Origin of the sequence: Streptococcus oralis (assembly GCF_901543815.1) — a bacterium.
GTDB lineage: Bacteria > Bacillota > Bacilli > Lactobacillales > Streptococcaceae > Streptococcus > Streptococcus oralis_CM.
Map to the genome: position 1 here is coordinate 464,240 of NZ_CABEIU010000002.1, position 17,089 is coordinate 481,328.

The window sequence follows — 17,089 nt, forward strand, 5'->3', positions numbered from 1 at the left end:
ATGATTAAAATTTACGACACCATGACCCGCAGCCTACGTGAATTTGTGCCCATTGAAGAGGGCAAGGTTCGCATGTATGTCTGTGGGCCAACCGTCTACAACTATATCCACGTTGGGAATGCTCGTTCAACGGTAGCCTTTGATACCATTCGTCGCTACTTTGAATATCGTGGCTATGAGGTTGCCTATATTTCCAATTTCACGGATGTAGATGATAAGATTATCAATCGCGCCAAGGAAGAAGGCATCACGCCTCAAGAGGTTGCGGACAAGTACATTGCTGCCTTTCGTGAAGACGTGACGGCCTTAGGCGTCAAACCTGCTACTCGCCATCCGCGTGTAGTGGAGTTTATGGCGGACATCATTCGTTTTGTCGCTGACTTGATTGAAAAAGGTTATGCTTACGAGAGTCAAGGGGATGTTTACTTCCGTGTGGAAAAATCCCACAACTATGCTAAGTTGGCCAATAAAACTTTGGAAGATTTGGAACTGGGTGCTTCAGGTCGTACAGATGAAGAAACAGCTCGTAAGGAAAATCCTGTGGACTTTGCCCTTTGGAAAGCTGCAAAACCAGGCGAGATTTCTTGGGATAGTCCTTGGGGACCTGGTCGTCCGGGTTGGCATATCGAGTGTTCGGTCATGTCGACAGAGATTTTGGGCGATACCATTGATATCCACGGTGGGGGAGCCGATCTGGAGTTTCCGCATCACACCAATGAAATTGCCCAGTCAGAAGCCAAAACAGGCAAGACTTTCGCCAACTACTGGATGCACAATGGTTTTGTCAACATCGACAATGTCAAGATGTCTAAGTCCTTGGGCAACTTTATCACAGTCCATGATGCCCTCAAAACTCTTGATGGTCAAGTGCTTCGATTCTTCTTTGCGACTCAGCATTACCGTAAGCCTATCAACTTTACCGAAAAAGCAGTGCGTGATGCGGAGACTAATCTCAAGTATCTGAAGAACACTTATGAGCAGCCATTTACTGGGAGTGTTGATGTCCAAGAGTTACAAGCCTTTAAAGATAAGTTTGTAGCCGCTATGGATGAGGATTTCAACTCTGCCAACGGCATCACAGTTGTCTTTGAGATGGCTAAGTGGATCAACTCTGGTAACTACACCGCTGAAGTAAAGGCAGCTTTGGCCAAGCTCTTAGAAGTTTTTGGTATTGTCTTTATAGAAGAAGTTCTAGATGCAGACATTGAGGCCTTGATCCAAAAACGTCAAGAGGCGCGTGCCAATCGTGACTTTGCGACAGCGGACCAAATCCGTGACCAATTGGCGGCTCAAGGAATTAAGCTCCTTGACACCAAGGATGGAGTGAGGTGGACTCGTGATTGATGTCAACCTCATTAACGGGATAGCGCTGGCTTTTGAGGGAGATGCAGTTTACTCCATGTATATTCGTCGCCATCTCATCCTCAAAGGCATGACCAAGCCCAATAAACTCCACCAAGAGGCGACTAAGTATGTGTCAGCCAAGGCTCAGGCGCGCTTGATTGCCCTTATGTTGGAGGAGCAAGTCCTGACGGAAAAAGAAGAAGAAATCTACAAACGTGGTCGCAATACCAATAGTCACACAAAGGCTAAAAATGCTGATGTGGTGACCTACCGCATGTCTACTGGCTTTGAGGCGGTGATGGGGTATCTCCATCTGACTGAAAATCTGGAGCGGCTAGAGACCTTAATTTCTTGGTGTATCCAAAAAGTGGAGGAGTAGAAATGCTTGCTAAAGAACTACAAGACTGGTTTCCTGAAGCTCAGATTTCAGATCAGCCAGTAGAGAAACCAGGCTATCTAACTCTCCCTTTAGCCTCTCAGCAGTGGATTTTACTGGAGGAAGCTGGGCTCAGCGAGCGTGAAAAGCAGCTGGTTGCCCTTTTGACCCAGCAGGAGCAGGCTCGTTCGCTCGATCCTTGGTATCCCTATCTGATTGAGGGGAAGGGGCAGGCACCGCAAGCTTTCAAAAAGATTCAATTGGTTTATTGTCATCTTTCTTATTTCCAACAGGAAAATCTGGCCTCTTGGCTAGACATGATGCGGACTCTTTTTCCCAACTGCCAGACAGTGCTACAGGTCGGGGCTCAGGATTATGTATTTGTTCTTCAACAAGATAAGTACAGCTCTGTACGAGCTATTTTAAGTGATACGATTGAAGCAGTGGAGTATGACTTTGGTCTTCGTCTGTCTATCATGTTAGGACAGGTTTGGTCACAGGCTGGGTATCAGGCTCTGTCAGATTTAATCCAAGCAGAGCGAGACTTGTTTAAGACTTGGTGGCGTCAGGGTCACCAAGGTGTTCATACCTTTTCACAACTCTATCTTTGGAGTATGGGAGAAAGGAGCGTGGACTTGAAGGTAATCAAGGAATGCCTGCACCAGATGATTTTGGATCAGGATCAGATTCAGGAAATCATTCTCTCTCTTTGGGAAAATAGTGCCGTTCTCACTAAAACAGCCCAACAACTCTACCTGCACCGCAATTCTCTCCAATACAAGATTGATAGATGGGAAGAATTGACAGGGCTACAGTTGAAGGAGTTGACCGACCTTACCCTATGTTATCAGCTAATTTTACCAGATATTCTCTAAAGTTTTGTGCAAGTTGCACAGAACTTTTTTATTTTTTTGGTCACCTTGCCATAGAAAAGTAAAGCGTTTTCATCTATAATAAAACTATCAAAAGACAAAAGGAGTTCACCTCGATGGTAGAATTAAATCTTAAAAATATTTACAAAAAATATCCAAACAGCGAACACTATTCAGTTGAAGACTTCAACTTGGACATCAAAGACAAAGAATTTATCGTTTTCGTAGGTCCTTCAGGGTGTGGTAAATCAACAACTCTTCGTATGATCGCTGGTCTTGAAGACATTACAGAAGGTACTGCATCTATCGATGGCGTGGTTGTCAATGACGTAGCTCCAAAAGACCGTGACATCGCTATGGTATTCCAAAACTACGCTCTTTACCCACACATGACTGTATATGACAACATGGCTTTCGGTTTGAAATTGCGTAAGTACAGCAAAGAAGACATCGACAAACGTGTGCAAGAAGCAGCAGCAATCCTTGGTTTGAAAGAATTTTTGGATCGTAAACCTGCTGACCTTTCAGGTGGTCAACGTCAACGTGTTGCCATGGGTCGTGCAATCGTCCGTGATGCAAAAGTGTTCTTGATGGATGAACCTTTGTCAAACTTGGATGCCAAACTTCGTGTATCGATGCGTGCTGAAATTGCGAAAATCCACCGTCGTATCGGAGCTACAACTATTTACGTAACTCACGACCAAACAGAAGCGATGACACTTGCAGACCGTATCGTTATCATGTCAGCAACTAAGAACCCTGCTGGTACAGGTACTATCGGACGTGTAGAACAAATCGGTACCCCTCAAGAAGTTTACAAAAACCCAGTTAACAAGTTCGTTGCAGGATTCATCGGAAGCCCAGCTATGAACTTCATCAATGTGAAATTGGAAGGCAACGAAATTGTTTCTGACGGTTTCCGCTTGAAAGTGCCAGAAGGCGCTTTGAAAGTTCTTCGTGAAAAAGGCTACGAAGGAAAAGAATTGATCTTTGGTATTCGTCCAGAAGATGTGAATGCAGAACCTGCTTTCCTTGAAACATTCCCAGAATCAGTTGTCAAAGCTACTATTTCAGTATCAGAATTGCTTGGTTCAGAATCTCACCTTTACTGCCAAGTTGGTAAAGATGAATTTGTTGCCAAAGTGGATGCTCGTGACTACTTGCAAACAGGTGCGACAGTTGAACTTGGATTTGACTTGAACAAAGCACACTTCTTCGATGTAGAAACTGAAAAAACAGTCTACTAAGATAAATAAAATAACAAAGCACTGCAGAGTCTCTCTTGCAGTGTTTTTCTTTTAATTGCTTAGGCTAGGCATGAAAACAGGCTTTTCTAGTTTTAATATTCTTAAAAAAGTGATAAAATGGTAGGAAGAATTGGAGAGAATAAATGCCGAAAGAAGTGAATTTGTCGGGCGATGAGGTTGTCGCTTTAACGCAAAAATATTTATCGAAAGAAGATGTTGCTTTTGTACATAAAGCCTTGGTTTACGCTGTTGAATGCCACAGTGGTCAGTACCGTAAATCTGGCGAGCCCTATATTATTCATCCCATTCAGGTGGCAGGGATTCTGGCTAAGCTCAAGCTAGATGCCGTGACAGTTGCCTGTGGTTTTTTGCATGATGTGGTTGAAGATACGGATGCAACACTGGATGATTTAGAGCAAGAGTTTGGTCATGATGTTCGGATTATCGTTGATGGGGTGACCAAGCTTGGTAAGGTTGAGTACAAATCAATCGAGGAGCAATTGGCGGAAAATCACCGCAAGATGCTCATGGCCATGTCTGAGGATATCCGTGTTATCTTGGTTAAATTATCGGACCGCTTGCATAACATGAGGACGCTCAACCACCTACGAAAGGACAAGCAGGAACGCATTTCCAGAGAAACCATGGAAATCTATGCTCCACTTGCTCATCGTCTGGGGATTTCCAGCGTCAAGTGGGAGTTGGAAGACTTGTCCTTCCGATATCTCAACCCAACTGAGTTTTACAAAATCACTCACATGATGAAGGAAAAACGCAGAGAGCGTGAGGCTTTGGTCGATGAAGTCGTGACAAAGTTAGAGGACTACACTTCCGAACGCAATCTAAAAGGGAAAATCTATGGCCGTCCCAAGCATATCTACTCTATCTATCGCAAGATGCAGGATAAGAAGAAACGATTTGAGGAGATTTATGACCTGATTGCCATTCGCTGTATCTTAGATACCCAGAGTGATGTTTACGCCATGCTGGGTTATGTGCATGAACTTTGGAAACCTATGCCAGGCCGTTTTAAAGACTATATCGCAAACCGTAAGGCCAATGGTTACCAGTCTATCCATACGACTGTCTATGGACCAAAAGGACCGATTGAATTCCAGATTCGTACCAAAGAAATGCACGAAGTTGCTGAGTACGGGGTTGCGGCTCACTGGGCTTATAAGAAAGGAATCAAAGGTCAGGTCAATAGCAAAGAGTCTGCGATTGGTATGAACTGGATCAAGGAAATGATGGAATTACAAGACCAGGCTGACGATGCCAAGGAATTTGTCGAGTCTGTTAAGGAAGAGTATCTGGCGGAGGAGATTTACGTCTTTACTCCAGATGGTGCAGTTCGTTCCCTTCCAAAAGATTCAGGCCCGATTGATTTTGCCTATGAAATCCATACCAAAGTCGGTGAAAAAGCAACTGGTGCTAAGGTCAATGGCCGTATGGTTCCTCTGACAACCAAGCTCAAAACTGGAGATCAGGTCGAAATTGTAACCAACCCCAACTCTTTTGGCCCGAGTCGTGACTGGCTCAACATGGTTAAGACCAGCAAGGCTCGTAACAAGATTCGTCAGTTCTTTAAAAATCAAGACAAGGAATTGTCTGTTAATAAGGGACGCGAACTGCTGATTAATCAGCTCCAAGAGAATGGCTATGTGGCTAATAAGTATATGGACAAGCGGCACATGGACCAAGTCCTTCAAAAGACCAGCTACAAGACAGAAGACTCCCTCTTTGCTGCTATCGGTTTTGGAGAAATCAGTGCTATTACCGTCTTTAACCGTCTGACTGAAAAGGAACGCCGTGAGGAGGAACGTGCCAAAGCTAGGGCTGAGGCAGAAGAGCTTGTCAAAGGTGGCGAGGTTAAGGTTGAAAACAAAGAAACCCTCAAGGTCAAGCATGAGGGCGGTGTGGTAATCGAAGGCGCCTCAGGTCTCCTAGTTCGGATTGCCAAGTGTTGTAATCCAGTGCCAGGTGATGACATTGTTGGCTATATTACCAAGGGTCGTGGTGTGGCCATTCACCGTGTGGACTGTATGAACCTTCGCGCCCAAGAAAACTACGAACAACGTCTCCTTGATGTTGAGTGGGAAGACCAATACTCAAGCAAGGAATATATTGCCCACATTGATATCTACGGCCTCAACCGTACAGGTCTCTTAAATGATGTTCTACAAGTTCTTTCCAACACGACCAAAAATATCTCAACCGTTAATGCCCAACCAACTAAGGATATGAAATTTGCCAATATCCATGTCTCCTTTGGCATCTCAAACCTCTCAACTCTAACGACAGTAGTTGATAAGATTAAAAGTGTGCCAGAAGTCTACTCTGTCAAACGAACCAATGGCTAAGATCTAGAAAGGATTTTTATGAAAATCATCATTCAACGAGTTAAGAAAGCTCAAGTGAGTATTGAAGGTCAGGTTCAGGGAAAAATCAATCAGGGGCTCTTATTGTTGGTCGGAGTAGGACCAGAGGACCAAGAGGAAGATCTGGATTATGCTGTGAGAAAGCTCGTCAACATGCGGATTTTTTCAGATGCGGAAGGCAAGATGAATCTGTCTGTCAAGGATATTGAAGGGGAAATCCTTTCTATTTCCCAGTTTACCCTCTTTGCGGATACCAAGAAAGGCAATCGTCCAGCTTTTACTGGCGCAGCCAAGCCTGATATGGCATCAGATTTCTATGACACTTTCAACCAAAAGCTAGCGCAAGAAGTGTCTGTTCAGACAGGCATCTTTGGAGCAGATATGCAGGTTGAACTGGTCAATGACGGACCAGTTACCATCATCCTCGATACGAAAAATAGATAAGAAAACCAAGCCAGCTGGCTTGGTTTTTGTTTATAGACACTCCCAGAAGGAGATGTGTTTGTCGTAAAAGTCGGGATAGTTTTCTCTTAGGTGACTAGCCGTTATATAATATAAAGTAGAATGACAGGAAGTAAAGACTGGAGTAAGAGAGTAGAAATATTGAGGGCCAGTGATGGCTAAAAAGACAAATAATAGAAGGTCAACGGAGAGAATCGCTAAGTAATAAAGGCGAATTTTTTTGTTCATCTGAGGATAAATCTCAGAGAAATGTTTTTTGAGTCGGAAGACCAAGCGAGACAGCAGTAGTCCCTGAGCAAGGATGAAAATGAAGCAAAAAATCAGGCCTCTCTCCAAAGAAAGTTCATATCGGGGTCTGAAAGTTACCAACAGTAGCAAATCGCTGACTGCAATGGCTGCAAAATGGATTCTAAAGAGCTTTTTCATAGGAAGACCTCCCTCTTTTATCTAGCTTCATTCTACACCAAACAAATGGGAGTTACAAGCAAAATAATAAAAAATCCCTGAAAAGAATATCTTTCAGGAATAAGGGGTTAGTTGATTTTTTCGACATAGAGTTGTTTGGCGATATCCATACTAATTTGGAGGTCTTCACCTTTGTTGACCAGTGTAAAGGTATTGGAAAAATTATCAAACTGTTTGACTTTGACTTGGTCACCGATATGAATTTCATGCTTTTCTAGATATTTGAGTAGATCAAAGCTATCATGAACCCGAGTCAGGAGATAGGTTCCAGCCTCTTTGGTATCTGCTAGAGGTAGGTTGTTGATTTCAACCAAGAGCTCTCCCTTAGCTGGGATGGTTCCTCCGTGGGGACAGGTTTTAGGGAAACCCAGCAGTTTATCCAGTCTCTCTACGAAAAGATCGGATACAGTGTGTTCTAGGACTTCAGCTTCCTCATGGATTTGATCACTGGTATAGTCGAGATGGTGAACTAGAAAGACTTCAATCAAACGGTGTTTACGATAGAGCTCAGAGACCAGTTTGAGGCCAATATCTGTCAATAGATAGCCGTTCTCCTTGTCCTTGAGAATGAGATTTTCACTTTTCATGCGTTTGATCATCTCTGTTACGGCAGGTGGAGAGACCTGCATACGGGCAGCAATTTCTTTATTGGTGATTTTTTGCATTTCCGTACCGATTTCATAAATACATTTTAGGTAGTCTTCTTTATTTGGCGTCATTCGTTTCCTCTTGTCTTTTCTCTCCATCTAGTATATCAAAAAAAGCTAGATTTCTCTAGCCTTCTGCCCTAATGGCTTTGATTTTAGTCCAGTTCTTTAACAGCGGCAATAGCAGCTTCAAAGTCTGGTTCCGTGTTAATGTTGTCAACGTATTCCACATAACGGATGACATTGTCAGCATCGAGAACAAAGACGGCACGCGCAAGGAGATGCCATTCGTTGATCAAAAGGGCATAATCGCGTCCGAAAGAATGGTCAAAGTAGTCTGAAAGCATGATGGCATTGTCAAGGCCTTCAGCTCCACACCAGCGTCCTTGGGCAAATGGTAGGTCCATAGAAACAGTAAGAACAACGGTGTTGTCTAGGTTGGCTAGTTCTTGGTTGAATCGACGTGTTTGCGTTGAGCAGATGCCAGTATCGATAGATGGCACAACACTCAAGACTTTTTTCTTTCCATCAAAGTCAGCTAGCGTTTTTTTAGAGAGATCGGTTGTCGTAAGAGAAAAGTCAAGTGCCTTGTCTCCGACTTGCAGTTGTTTACCTGTAAAAGTTACAGGATTTCCGAGAAAAGTGGTCATGAAACTACTCCATTCTTTTTTCTTTTATTCTACCGAGAATTGTCAGATTTTTCCAATGATTTGACTGGAAATTAAAAGAGAAAAAAACGTCCGTTCATGTGAGAACGACGTTTTTTAAATTTTAGTTTTATTATGATATTTCTTTTAAGTAGTGCGGACGGAAGCAACTTCCTTCGGAATTTCATCCCTAATTTTTGAGCCTAACGTCTCAAAAATTCCGTCCTAGATAAGTACAGAGTTCTTATCTAGGATACCACTACGGAAAGAAATATCTGTTAAAATTTGATCTCGTTTACATGTATAATGATTGAGCTATCAAAGCAGAAACAAAAAGAACGATAAAGCAAGTTTATAATCTAGGATAAGATAGGTGAATGGCTAGATTACTTAGACAAACCTTCAGCAATCTTGTCAAGGTTGTATTTCATCATGTTGTAGTAGCTGTCACCTTCTTTACCTTCTTCAGCGATTGAGTCAGTAAAGATTTGTGCGTAGATTGGGATATTTGTGTCTTGTGAAACAGTCTTCATTGGACGGTCATCGACACTTGATTCAACAAAGAGTGATGGAACTTTTGTTTGGCGAAGTTTTTCAACCAAGGTCTTGATTTGTTCAGGAGTACCTTCTTCTTCCGTGTTGATTTCCCAGATGTAGGCACTTGGGACACCATAGGCTTTAGAGAAGTATTTGAAGCATCCTTCGCTGGTTACGATAAGTTTCTTCTCAGCAGGGATATTGTTAAATTTCTCTTTGGCTTCTTTGTCTAGTTTGTCTAGTTTTTCAGTATAGTCTTTGAGATTTTTTTCGTAGAATTCCTTGTTGCTAGGATCCTTAGCGATCAGCTGTTTAGCGATATTTTTAGCATAAATCATCCCATTTTCAAGGTTGAGCCAAGCGTGTGGGTCTTCTTTGCCTTTTTCGTTTTGACCTTCAAGGTAGATGATGTCTACGCCGTCACTGACTGCAAAGTAGTCCTTGTTCTCAGTTTTCTTGGCATTTTCAACCAATTTGGTAAACCAAGCATTGCCACCAGTTTCAAGATTGATTCCGTTATAGAAAATCAAATCAGCTTGAGAAGTTTTCTTAACGTCTTCAGGAAGTGGTTCGTATTCGTGTGGGTCTTGACCAACAGGAACGATACTGTGAAGATCAATCTTGTCACCAGCGATATTCTTGGTAATATCAGCGATGATTGAGTTTGTAGCAACAACTTTTAGTTTTTGGTTTGTAGATGCTGCATCTTTTTTCCCACTAGCACAGGCAGCTAATCCAATGATAGAAAGAAAAAGAACGAGCAATGTACCTAATTTTTTCATTAGATTCCTCCAGAAGGGTTTCCCCGTTATTTAATGATTTTTTTGTTTTTCAGTTTCAAGTATCGTTGCTTAGGAGAGATAAAGAAACTGATTAAAAAGAAGCTGGCGGATGTGAGCACAATGCTGGATCCTGCTGCGAGATTGAAACTATAGCCGATAAAGAGCCCTACAACAGAAGCCAGAGCTCCTAGGCCTGATGAAAGAAAAATCATGCTCTTTAGGCTATTAGCATAAAGGTAAGCCGTCGCAGCTGGGGTGATCAACATGGCCACGATAAGAATGGTTCCAACACTTTGCATGGCAGTGACTGACACAAGGGTCAAGAGCACCATGAGCAGATAGTGGTAAAAATTAACGGGCATTCCCATGGCTTTAGCCAGGAGCTCGTCAAAGGATGTAATCAATAGTTGTTTAAAGAAAATCCCGATAATCAAAAGAATCAATGCCCCAACACCGATGGTGATCCACATGTCCGTATCTTGAACAGCGAGGATATTCCCAAAAAGGATATGGAAGAGGTCTGTCGAACTCTTGGCAACACTAATCAAGATGACACCTAAGGCTAAGAAAGATGAAAAGGTAATACCAATGGCGGTGTCACTCTTGATGATAGAGTTTCCCTTGATGTAGGTAATGATGATGGAAGCCATCAAACCAAAGATGATCGCTCCAATAAAGAAATCAATTCCCAGGATAAAGGAAAGGGCTACGCCGGGCAAAACTGCGTGAGAGATGGCATCCCCCATGAGAGACATTCCACGCAGGATGATAAAACATCCCACAGCTCCAGCAACGACTCCAATGACAATAGCTGTAATCAAGGCGTTTTGTAGGAAATGGAAATTTTGCAATCCATTGATAAATTCTGCTATCATAGGTCACCTCCATTGAAAAAGAGTTTGCTACCGTAGGCCTTTTTGAGATTGGCCTCGATAAAGGTTTCTTCAGTCGAACCAAGGCCAATTAATTCTCGATTGAGAAGCAAAACCTGGTCGAAATAATGGGGGACTTTGCTGAGGTCATGATGGACGATGAGAACTGTTTTACCAGCTTTTTTAAGGCCTCTCAGCGTATTCATGATAATCTCTTCACTAACCGAGTCAATCCCGACAAATGGCTCATCTAGAAAGATATAGTCAGCTTCCTGCACTAAGCAACGGGCAATCAACACACGTTGAAATTGTCCTCCTGAGAGCTGGCTGATTTGGCGATCAGCATAGTCTGAAAGTCCAACGATTTCAAGTGCCTCTGCCACTTTTTTCCAGTGGCTGTCCTTTAAAGTGTGAAAAAGCGGGATAGATGGATAGAGTCCCAGTGAGACACATTCCTTGACCTTGATAGGGAAATTGTAGTCGATATGGATTTTTTGCTCGACATAGGCAACTCGATGTAAAGATTTCTTGACTTCTTTGTCGTCGAGAAAGGCCTGACCTTCATGTGGGATAATTCCCAACATACCTTTTAATAAAGTTGATTTTCCAGCACCATTTGGACCAATAATTCCGGTAATCGTTGGTCCTTGGAGCACTAGTGAGATATCCTTTAGTGCCAACGTTTCTTTGTAGGAGACACTGAGGTGTTCAATACGTATCATAACAAATTCCTCCCTCCCGTATTTAATATACATTAAAAAAAAAATTAAGTCAAGTTAATTTTTAAAAAAATTAATAAAATAACAATAAAATGAAAGATACAAGAAATTTATTTTTGATTGCATTCCCTAGATTTTTTTGCTAAGCTAGGAATAAGTGAAAATATGAAAGCGAGAACAAGATGACACGTTATCAAGACGATTTTTATGATGCAATTAATGGCGAATGGGAAAAAACAGCCGTCATTCCAGCTGACAAATCTCGAACAGGTGGCTTTATTGACCTTGATGAGGAAATTGAAGAGTTGATGCTAGCGACTACGGACAAGTGGTTGGCAGGTGAGGATGTCCCAGAGAATGCTATCCTCTCAAATTTTGTCAAGTACCACCGCATGGTACGTGATTTTGATAAGAGAGAAGCAGATGGGATCAAGCCTGTTCTTCCTCTACTCAAGGAATACCAAGACTTGGAGAGTTTTGCAGATTTCACTAGCAAACTGGCAGAGTTTGAACTAGCAGGGAAGCCAAACTTCCTTCCATTTGGAGTATCACCAGACTTTATGGATGCCAGAACCAATGTTCTCTGGGCTAGTGCACCAGGAACAATCTTGCCAGATACAACCTACTATGCTGAAGACCATCCTCAACGTGAGGAGCTCTTGACTCTTTGGAAGGAAAGTAGCGCAAATCTTCTCAAAGCCTATGATTTTTCAGATGAGGAAATCGCAGACTTACTAGAGAAACGATTGGAATTGGACCGTCGTATCGCAGCTGTGGTGCTTTCTAACGAAGAAAGTTCAGAATATGCCAAACTTTACCATCCATACGCTTATGAAGATTTCAAAAAGTTTGCCCCTGCCCTACCTTTGGATGATTTCTTCCAAGCAGTGATTGGACAGACTCCAGACAAGGTTATCGTAGATGAGGAACGTTTCTGGCAAGCAGCAGATCAATTCTATAGTGAAGAAGCGTGGCCTCTACTTAAAGCAACCTTGATTTTGGGTGTGGTCAATCTCTCAACAAGCTATCTCACAGACGAGATTCGTGTTTTATCAGGTGCTTATGGTCGTGCTCTTTCAGGTGTTCCAGAAGCTCAGGATAAGGTCAAGGCAGCTTATCACTTGGCCCAAGGTCCTTTCAAGCAAGCTCTTGGTCTCTGGTATGCGCATGAAAAATTCTCTCCAGAAGCTAAGGCAGACGTAGAGAAAAAAGTAGCGACAATGATTGACGTTTATAAGGAACGCTTGGCTAAGAACGACTGGCTCACACCTGAAACGCGAGATAAGGCCATTGTAAAACTCAATGTCATCAAGCCTTATATCGGTTATCCAGAAGAATTGCCAGAACGCTACAAGGACAAAGTAGTGGATGAAACTGCTAGTCTCTTTGAGAATGCCCTAGCCTTTGGGAGTGTGGAAATCAAGCACAGCTGGAGCAAGTGGAACCAACCGGTTGACTACAAGGAGTGGGGTATGCCAGCTCATATGGTCAACGCCTACTACAATCCTCAGAAGAACTTGATTGTCTTCCCAGCGGCCATTTTACAGGCTCCATTCTATGACTTGCATCAGTCGTCTTCTGCCAACTACGGTGGTATTGGTGCTGTTATTGCCCATGAAATCTCTCATGCCTTTGACACAAATGGTGCTTCCTTTGATGAAAATGGTAGTCTTAAGGATTGGTGGACAGAAAGCGACTATGCTGCCTTTAAAGAAAAAACGCAGAAAGTTATCGACCAGTTTGATGGACAAGAATCTTACGGCGCAACGATCAACGGAAAACTAACTGTATCAGAAAATGTTGCCGACTTGGGAGGAATTGCAGCAGCCCTTGAAGCTGCCAAGAGAGAGCCAGACTTCTCAGCTGAAGAATTCTTCCACAACTTTGCTCGCATTTGGCGCATGAAAGGTCGTCCAGAGTTGATGAAACTCATGGCTAGTGTCGACGTGCACGCGCCAGCCAAACTCCGTGTCAACATCCAAGTACCAAACTTCGATGACTTCTTTACAACTTATGATGTCAAAGAAGGCGACGGTATGTGGCGCGCACCAGAGGACCGTGTGATTATTTGGTAAGACTAAAACCAAGGATAGCATCCTTGGTTTTTTGCTTGCTAGAAAAAGGGATTGAAGGTCTTTTCGTGAGCGATGGTCGTAGCTGGCCCGTGTCCAGGATAGACGTCGTAGTTAGGGAGGGTAAAGAGTTGCGTCTGAATGCTATGGAGAAGTTGTTCCGTGCTACCTGTAGGAAGGTCTGTTCGTCCGATGGTTTCGCGGAAAAGAGCATCTCCGGTCAAGACTAGATGAGCATCAGGAAAGACGATAGAAACACCGCCAATAGAGTGTCCTGGGGTTGGTAGAACTGTAAAACGGAATTCCTCAAGCTGGTATTCTTCATGAAAGACAAAGGTGTGTTCTGCAGGTTTTGCGACCACATCTGCCATATCATCGTGACGAGGGAGGCCAGAGAGATTGTCAACGGGGGTATAGAGCCAGCTAGCTTCACTCTCTGCTACATAAACTGGGGGATTTCCAAAAGTATCACGAACCAAGTCCAGACTCATAATATGGTCGTAGTGGGTGTGGGTCAGGAGAATCGCACAGACTGGTTTGTTGATTTTCTCAATAGTCTTGCGGATAGCTTCCCAATGGCTACCTGGGTCAACCACAATCAGGTGTTGATCTCCTTCCAGGTAATAAGTATTTTCATAGGCAACGGGATTGACAGTTTTATGGATTTTCATAGGATTTCCTCTCTCAAAGAATGTACTGATATCAGTATAACACAGAAGAGAAGGCTTAGGGTATCAGAAAGTATTTTTATACCTTAACGATTTTTCCAAGCTTGGTAGCGGGTGTCGATCAAGAGTTGGGTTAAGCGTCCCATGGTTTCTCTTTCTTCGGGAGTGAGGGATTGGGCTTGGATAAAGAGATGGTGAATATGTTCAATGACCTTGAAGGAAGAAAGATCGTTGATAGAGGAGATGCCTGCATCAAGAATGATTCCAAAAAAGAGGTCGAAGTAGAGCTGCAGTTCCTCGTCAGGAACTGTCTCCACCCATTCCTTAAAGGTAGTATCGACTTGCTGGCTGTCACTATTGGTCTCATCCAGTTGGACAAAGTGTTTGTCTTCGACCTGCCAACTAAAGGTGTCGTGCTGGGCAATACCACCTAGGGCAGTGCTTCGAACGACGATTTTTTTGTCAGGAATTTCCAGCATCATCCCGATGATAGAACCTTGTGGGACAAATACTTTTGTTCTTTCCATCATGTTTTGATATCCAGCTGTTTCGGTTAGTCCCTTGTGAAGTCCAGGGGCATCAAAAGTATAGACAGCAACAATGTTTTTTTGTAAGAGTGGATCGAGTTGACTAGCAGCATAGACGGCTAGATTGCCCCCTTTTGAGTGTCCTGCTAGGATAACCTTTTGGTTGGGATGTTGAACAAAAAAGTCCTGTAAATACTGGAGGGCATGTTTTTGAGCTGGGATTTCCTTCATATAGGTCATATGGAAATCTTCTTTCCAACCAATGATGCTGTCATCCGTTCCGCGAAAAACAAGCAGATAAGTATCAAGGCTGATACGATAGGTCATGGCTGCAAACTGTTTTTGCAATTCAGGATCAATATCATTGATAAAGTCTGAGAGCTTGCAATTTTTAAAACGTTTGTGTTGAGCGAGTTGATCCAATAACTGGAGGCGGTTTTTGCTGGTCAACATAGTCGTTTCTCTAGGGATTTGAGGTGCAAGATCTATGAGACGCTTTGGTTCTTGGGTGACTACATTATCAAAAGCTAGGTAGGTTAATTCGGTCAAGGCAAGAACATCTAACTCATTCACGGGGAGGTCATAAAAGGAATCGTATGCTACATCATTCAAGTAGTCAAAAATATTGGCCATAAAAGCTCCTTTCTCTATGTCTATCCTATCACATTTACCTAGAATTAGCTAGTAGGGTTTGATTGAAATACATAGAAGACAGACTGCTCCTATTTCAAACCTCTAAACGAGCTTACTTGAATGTTTTTGCTATCGATTCTATTTTCCTTTAAAAAATTCTTCATCTCATTTACATCATCAGGCTGACCTGTGATGAGATAGCTGGCTTGATTGCCGTATTCATCAATAGCACGTTTTAAAAATTCTTGACTTTGAGAAAGTTCATCGCTAGTTTTATAAGTAAAATTAGATGTTTTCTGAGCCAGTTCTTTCATCTCTTTATCAAAAATAGTTACTCCTTTGTCAAGATGATTGAGTACAATCGGGCATTTACCAGCCCATTCTTTGATAAGGGGGCGTAGAGCAGAAATACCTACATCAGATGCAAAGCAAACTAGTGGCTGATTCGTATCTTTAACAGTCAAAGAGGAATCCAGCCAACTCATCTCAATCTCACTGTCAGCCGGTAAATGCGTCAAGGTTTCCTTAAAGTGGCTACCACTATTATGAGTTAAAATGAGGATTTCATCTTCATCAGGTGTGGAGGCAATGGTTAGCCATCGACTAGATTGATTCCCTTTATCTTCATTTTTTTTAGTAGTAGACGACGTATCAGGGAGTGTGAACTTAGCATAAGCCCCAGCTTTCCAGATTTGATGACTCGGTTTTGTGATATGAATTAAATATAGATCTCCGCTGGGATTTTCGATGGATTTTATCGATAATGTCTGGCTTCGTCCAAGATAAGCGATGGTGCCCCAAGTTATAAGGCCTAAGACTCCAAGTGTTGATAGAATGATAATAAACATTTTTTTACCTCTTTTCATTTTTTATGACTCCTGTTCTTAATTTTATGAATGAACTAAAAATAAATTCATTCATATCTTTCCAAAAAATAAAGAAATCCATTCTTTATTTTAGAACTCCTTTAATGAAGTTGGTTGCAAGTATTTCGACAGTTTTGCTAATATCTGGAAAATCTTTTTCCGTGATATGCATATCTATATAGTAAAACAGATTATAAACCTGTAAAATATCTTGAATCTTTTCTGGCGAGTACCCTTCAGCCTGCATACGATTTGTAAAAGTTTTAACTAGAAACTGATGAAAAGGATTTGCGACTTTGCCTTCTTCCGAGGAATAGTAGCTGTGCAACTCATCTGCGATGGCAGGATTGTACCATTCTGCAAGGATTTTATTGGAAGAAACGAGAGTTCTGGACTGAGCAAATAGTTGACCAATGAGGTCGATCATGTCAATTTCCCAATCCAGTTCTTCGATCATAGCTTGGCGAACACGGTTGTTTTCATCTATATAGATGTCTAGAAAAATGGCTTCTTTACTCTCGTAATAGTTATAAAAAGAACCAACTGCAACACCAGCTTGCCTGGCAATTTCTGAAATCCCTGTCGCCTTGTAACCTTTTTTTGAAAAAATTTCATAGGCCGCTGTCTTTAAAGCTTGTTTTTTGTCCAATATGATTTAACCTCCTTTGTTTTATGAATGAATAAACTTATTTGTTCATTCATATTCTAACAAATCATGGCTAGCTTGTCAATAAGAAGGCTAGATCTATTAAATAAGTGAAAGAAACGCTAACCAAATGAACACAAAAGGAAAATATAGGATAAGGCTGGAACTATAATTAAAAATAAGGTATGATATCAGTGGGAATGTTCTCTATTTAGCATCTGTTTTCTGAGCTGGATTTGGGGAATAGGATGCTAAACAGTATGAGATACTGATCCGTAAATCTGATATGAAGGGTTTTGATACTTTGAGAAATAGCAAAGGAGGAGCGC

Annotated in this window: 17 protein-coding genes; 7 read left to right on the forward strand and 10 right to left on the reverse strand. The window is 42.2% G+C overall.

Features of this window, described 5'->3' with window-relative positions; genetic code table 11:
- The 6 genes from cysS (at position 1) to dtd (ending at position 6,661) form a co-directional block, all read left to right on the forward strand.
- Positions 1 to 1,344, forward strand: a complete 1,344-nt coding sequence (cysS, locus tag FQT28_RS02305) for a cysteine--tRNA ligase (protein WP_125450335.1) — start codon at positions 1 to 3, stop codon at positions 1,342 to 1,344.
- Positions 1,337 to 1,723, forward strand: a complete 387-nt coding sequence (locus FQT28_RS02310) for a Mini-ribonuclease 3 (RefSeq protein ID WP_125416342.1) — start codon at positions 1,337 to 1,339, stop codon at positions 1,721 to 1,723. Before cysS ends, FQT28_RS02310 begins: the two co-directional genes overlap by 8 nt.
- Positions 1,724 to 1,725: 2 nt before the next feature.
- Positions 1,726 to 2,595, forward strand: coding sequence for a helix-turn-helix domain-containing protein (locus FQT28_RS02315; RefSeq protein WP_143989289.1), 870 nt, complete (start codon positions 1,726 to 1,728; stop codon positions 2,593 to 2,595).
- Positions 2,596 to 2,708: 113 nt separating this feature from the next.
- The gene (locus FQT28_RS02320; protein ID WP_000229937.1) at positions 2,709 to 3,839 is read left to right on the forward strand and encodes an ABC transporter ATP-binding protein; all 1,131 of its coding nucleotides are present in this window, start codon (positions 2,709 to 2,711) and stop codon (positions 3,837 to 3,839) included.
- A gap of 143 nt (positions 3,840 to 3,982) precedes the next feature.
- Positions 3,983 to 6,199, forward strand: coding sequence for a RelA/SpoT family protein (locus tag FQT28_RS02325; RefSeq protein ID WP_143989290.1), 2,217 nt, complete (start codon positions 3,983 to 3,985; stop codon positions 6,197 to 6,199).
- Positions 6,200 to 6,217: 18 nt separating this feature from the next.
- On the forward strand, positions 6,218 to 6,661 hold the full coding sequence (dtd, locus tag FQT28_RS02330; RefSeq protein WP_143989291.1) for a D-aminoacyl-tRNA deacylase: 444 nt from the start codon (positions 6,218 to 6,220) through the stop codon (positions 6,659 to 6,661).
- A gap of 30 nt (positions 6,662 to 6,691) precedes the next feature.
- Here the strand turns inward: dtd and FQT28_RS10045 are convergent, their stop codons facing one another.
- From FQT28_RS10045 to FQT28_RS02360, 6 genes are all read right to left on the reverse strand, one after another.
- Positions 6,692 to 7,105: a hypothetical protein gene (locus FQT28_RS10045; RefSeq protein WP_143989292.1), complete on the reverse strand. Its 414-nt coding sequence runs from the start codon at positions 7,103 to 7,105 to the stop codon at positions 6,692 to 6,694.
- A 107-nt stretch (positions 7,106 to 7,212) separates the two neighbouring features.
- Complete coding sequence (locus FQT28_RS02340; protein WP_143989293.1) at positions 7,213 to 7,863, reverse strand: metal-dependent transcriptional regulator; 651 nt, start codon at positions 7,861 to 7,863, stop codon at positions 7,213 to 7,215.
- 83 nt (positions 7,864 to 7,946) lie between these two features.
- Positions 7,947 to 8,441: a thiol peroxidase gene (tpx, locus tag FQT28_RS02345; RefSeq protein ID WP_084946382.1), complete on the reverse strand. Its 495-nt coding sequence runs from the start codon at positions 8,439 to 8,441 to the stop codon at positions 7,947 to 7,949.
- Positions 8,442 to 8,824: 383 nt separating this feature from the next.
- Entirely contained in the window at positions 8,825 to 9,757 is a 933-nt protein-coding gene (locus FQT28_RS02350; protein ID WP_143989294.1) for a metal ABC transporter substrate-binding protein, read from the reverse strand.
- A 26-nt stretch (positions 9,758 to 9,783) separates the two neighbouring features.
- Positions 9,784 to 10,632 carry a metal ABC transporter permease gene (locus tag FQT28_RS02355; RefSeq protein ID WP_033605977.1) on the reverse strand — a complete coding sequence of 283 codons (849 nt, stop codon included), beginning with the start codon at positions 10,630 to 10,632 and terminating at the stop codon, positions 9,784 to 9,786.
- Complete coding sequence (locus FQT28_RS02360; protein ID WP_143989295.1) at positions 10,629 to 11,351, reverse strand: metal ABC transporter ATP-binding protein; 723 nt, start codon at positions 11,349 to 11,351, stop codon at positions 10,629 to 10,631. The genes FQT28_RS02355 and FQT28_RS02360 overlap by 4 nt, the downstream gene beginning before the upstream one ends.
- 179 nt (positions 11,352 to 11,530) lie before the next feature.
- Here FQT28_RS02360 and FQT28_RS02365 point away from each other — a divergent pair, with 179 nt between their 5' ends.
- Positions 11,531 to 13,423 (forward strand): M13 family metallopeptidase, encoded by a 1,893-nt coding sequence (locus tag FQT28_RS02365; RefSeq protein WP_143989296.1) that lies wholly within the window; start codon positions 11,531 to 11,533, stop codon positions 13,421 to 13,423.
- Positions 13,424 to 13,461: 38 nt separating this feature from the next.
- Here FQT28_RS02365 and FQT28_RS02370 read toward each other — a convergent pair whose 3' ends face one another.
- The 4 genes from FQT28_RS02370 to FQT28_RS02385 all read right to left on the reverse strand — a co-directional run bounded on the left by FQT28_RS02370 (position 13,462) and on the right by FQT28_RS02385 (position 16,769).
- Positions 13,462 to 14,091 (reverse strand): MBL fold metallo-hydrolase, encoded by a 630-nt coding sequence (locus FQT28_RS02370; RefSeq protein ID WP_143989297.1) that lies wholly within the window; start codon positions 14,089 to 14,091, stop codon positions 13,462 to 13,464.
- A gap of 83 nt (positions 14,092 to 14,174) precedes the next feature.
- Entirely contained in the window at positions 14,175 to 15,248 is a 1,074-nt protein-coding gene (locus tag FQT28_RS02375; RefSeq protein WP_143989298.1) for a DUF2974 domain-containing protein, read from the reverse strand.
- Between the two features lie 89 nt (positions 15,249 to 15,337).
- Positions 15,338 to 16,114 carry a ferredoxin reductase domain-containing protein gene (locus FQT28_RS02380; RefSeq protein ID WP_143989299.1) on the reverse strand — a complete coding sequence of 259 codons (777 nt, stop codon included), beginning with the start codon at positions 16,112 to 16,114 and terminating at the stop codon, positions 15,338 to 15,340.
- An 85-nt stretch (positions 16,115 to 16,199) separates the two neighbouring features.
- Positions 16,200 to 16,769 (reverse strand): TetR/AcrR family transcriptional regulator, encoded by a 570-nt coding sequence (locus tag FQT28_RS02385; RefSeq protein ID WP_143989300.1) that lies wholly within the window; start codon positions 16,767 to 16,769, stop codon positions 16,200 to 16,202.
- Positions 16,770 to 17,089: the final 320 nt, after the last annotated feature.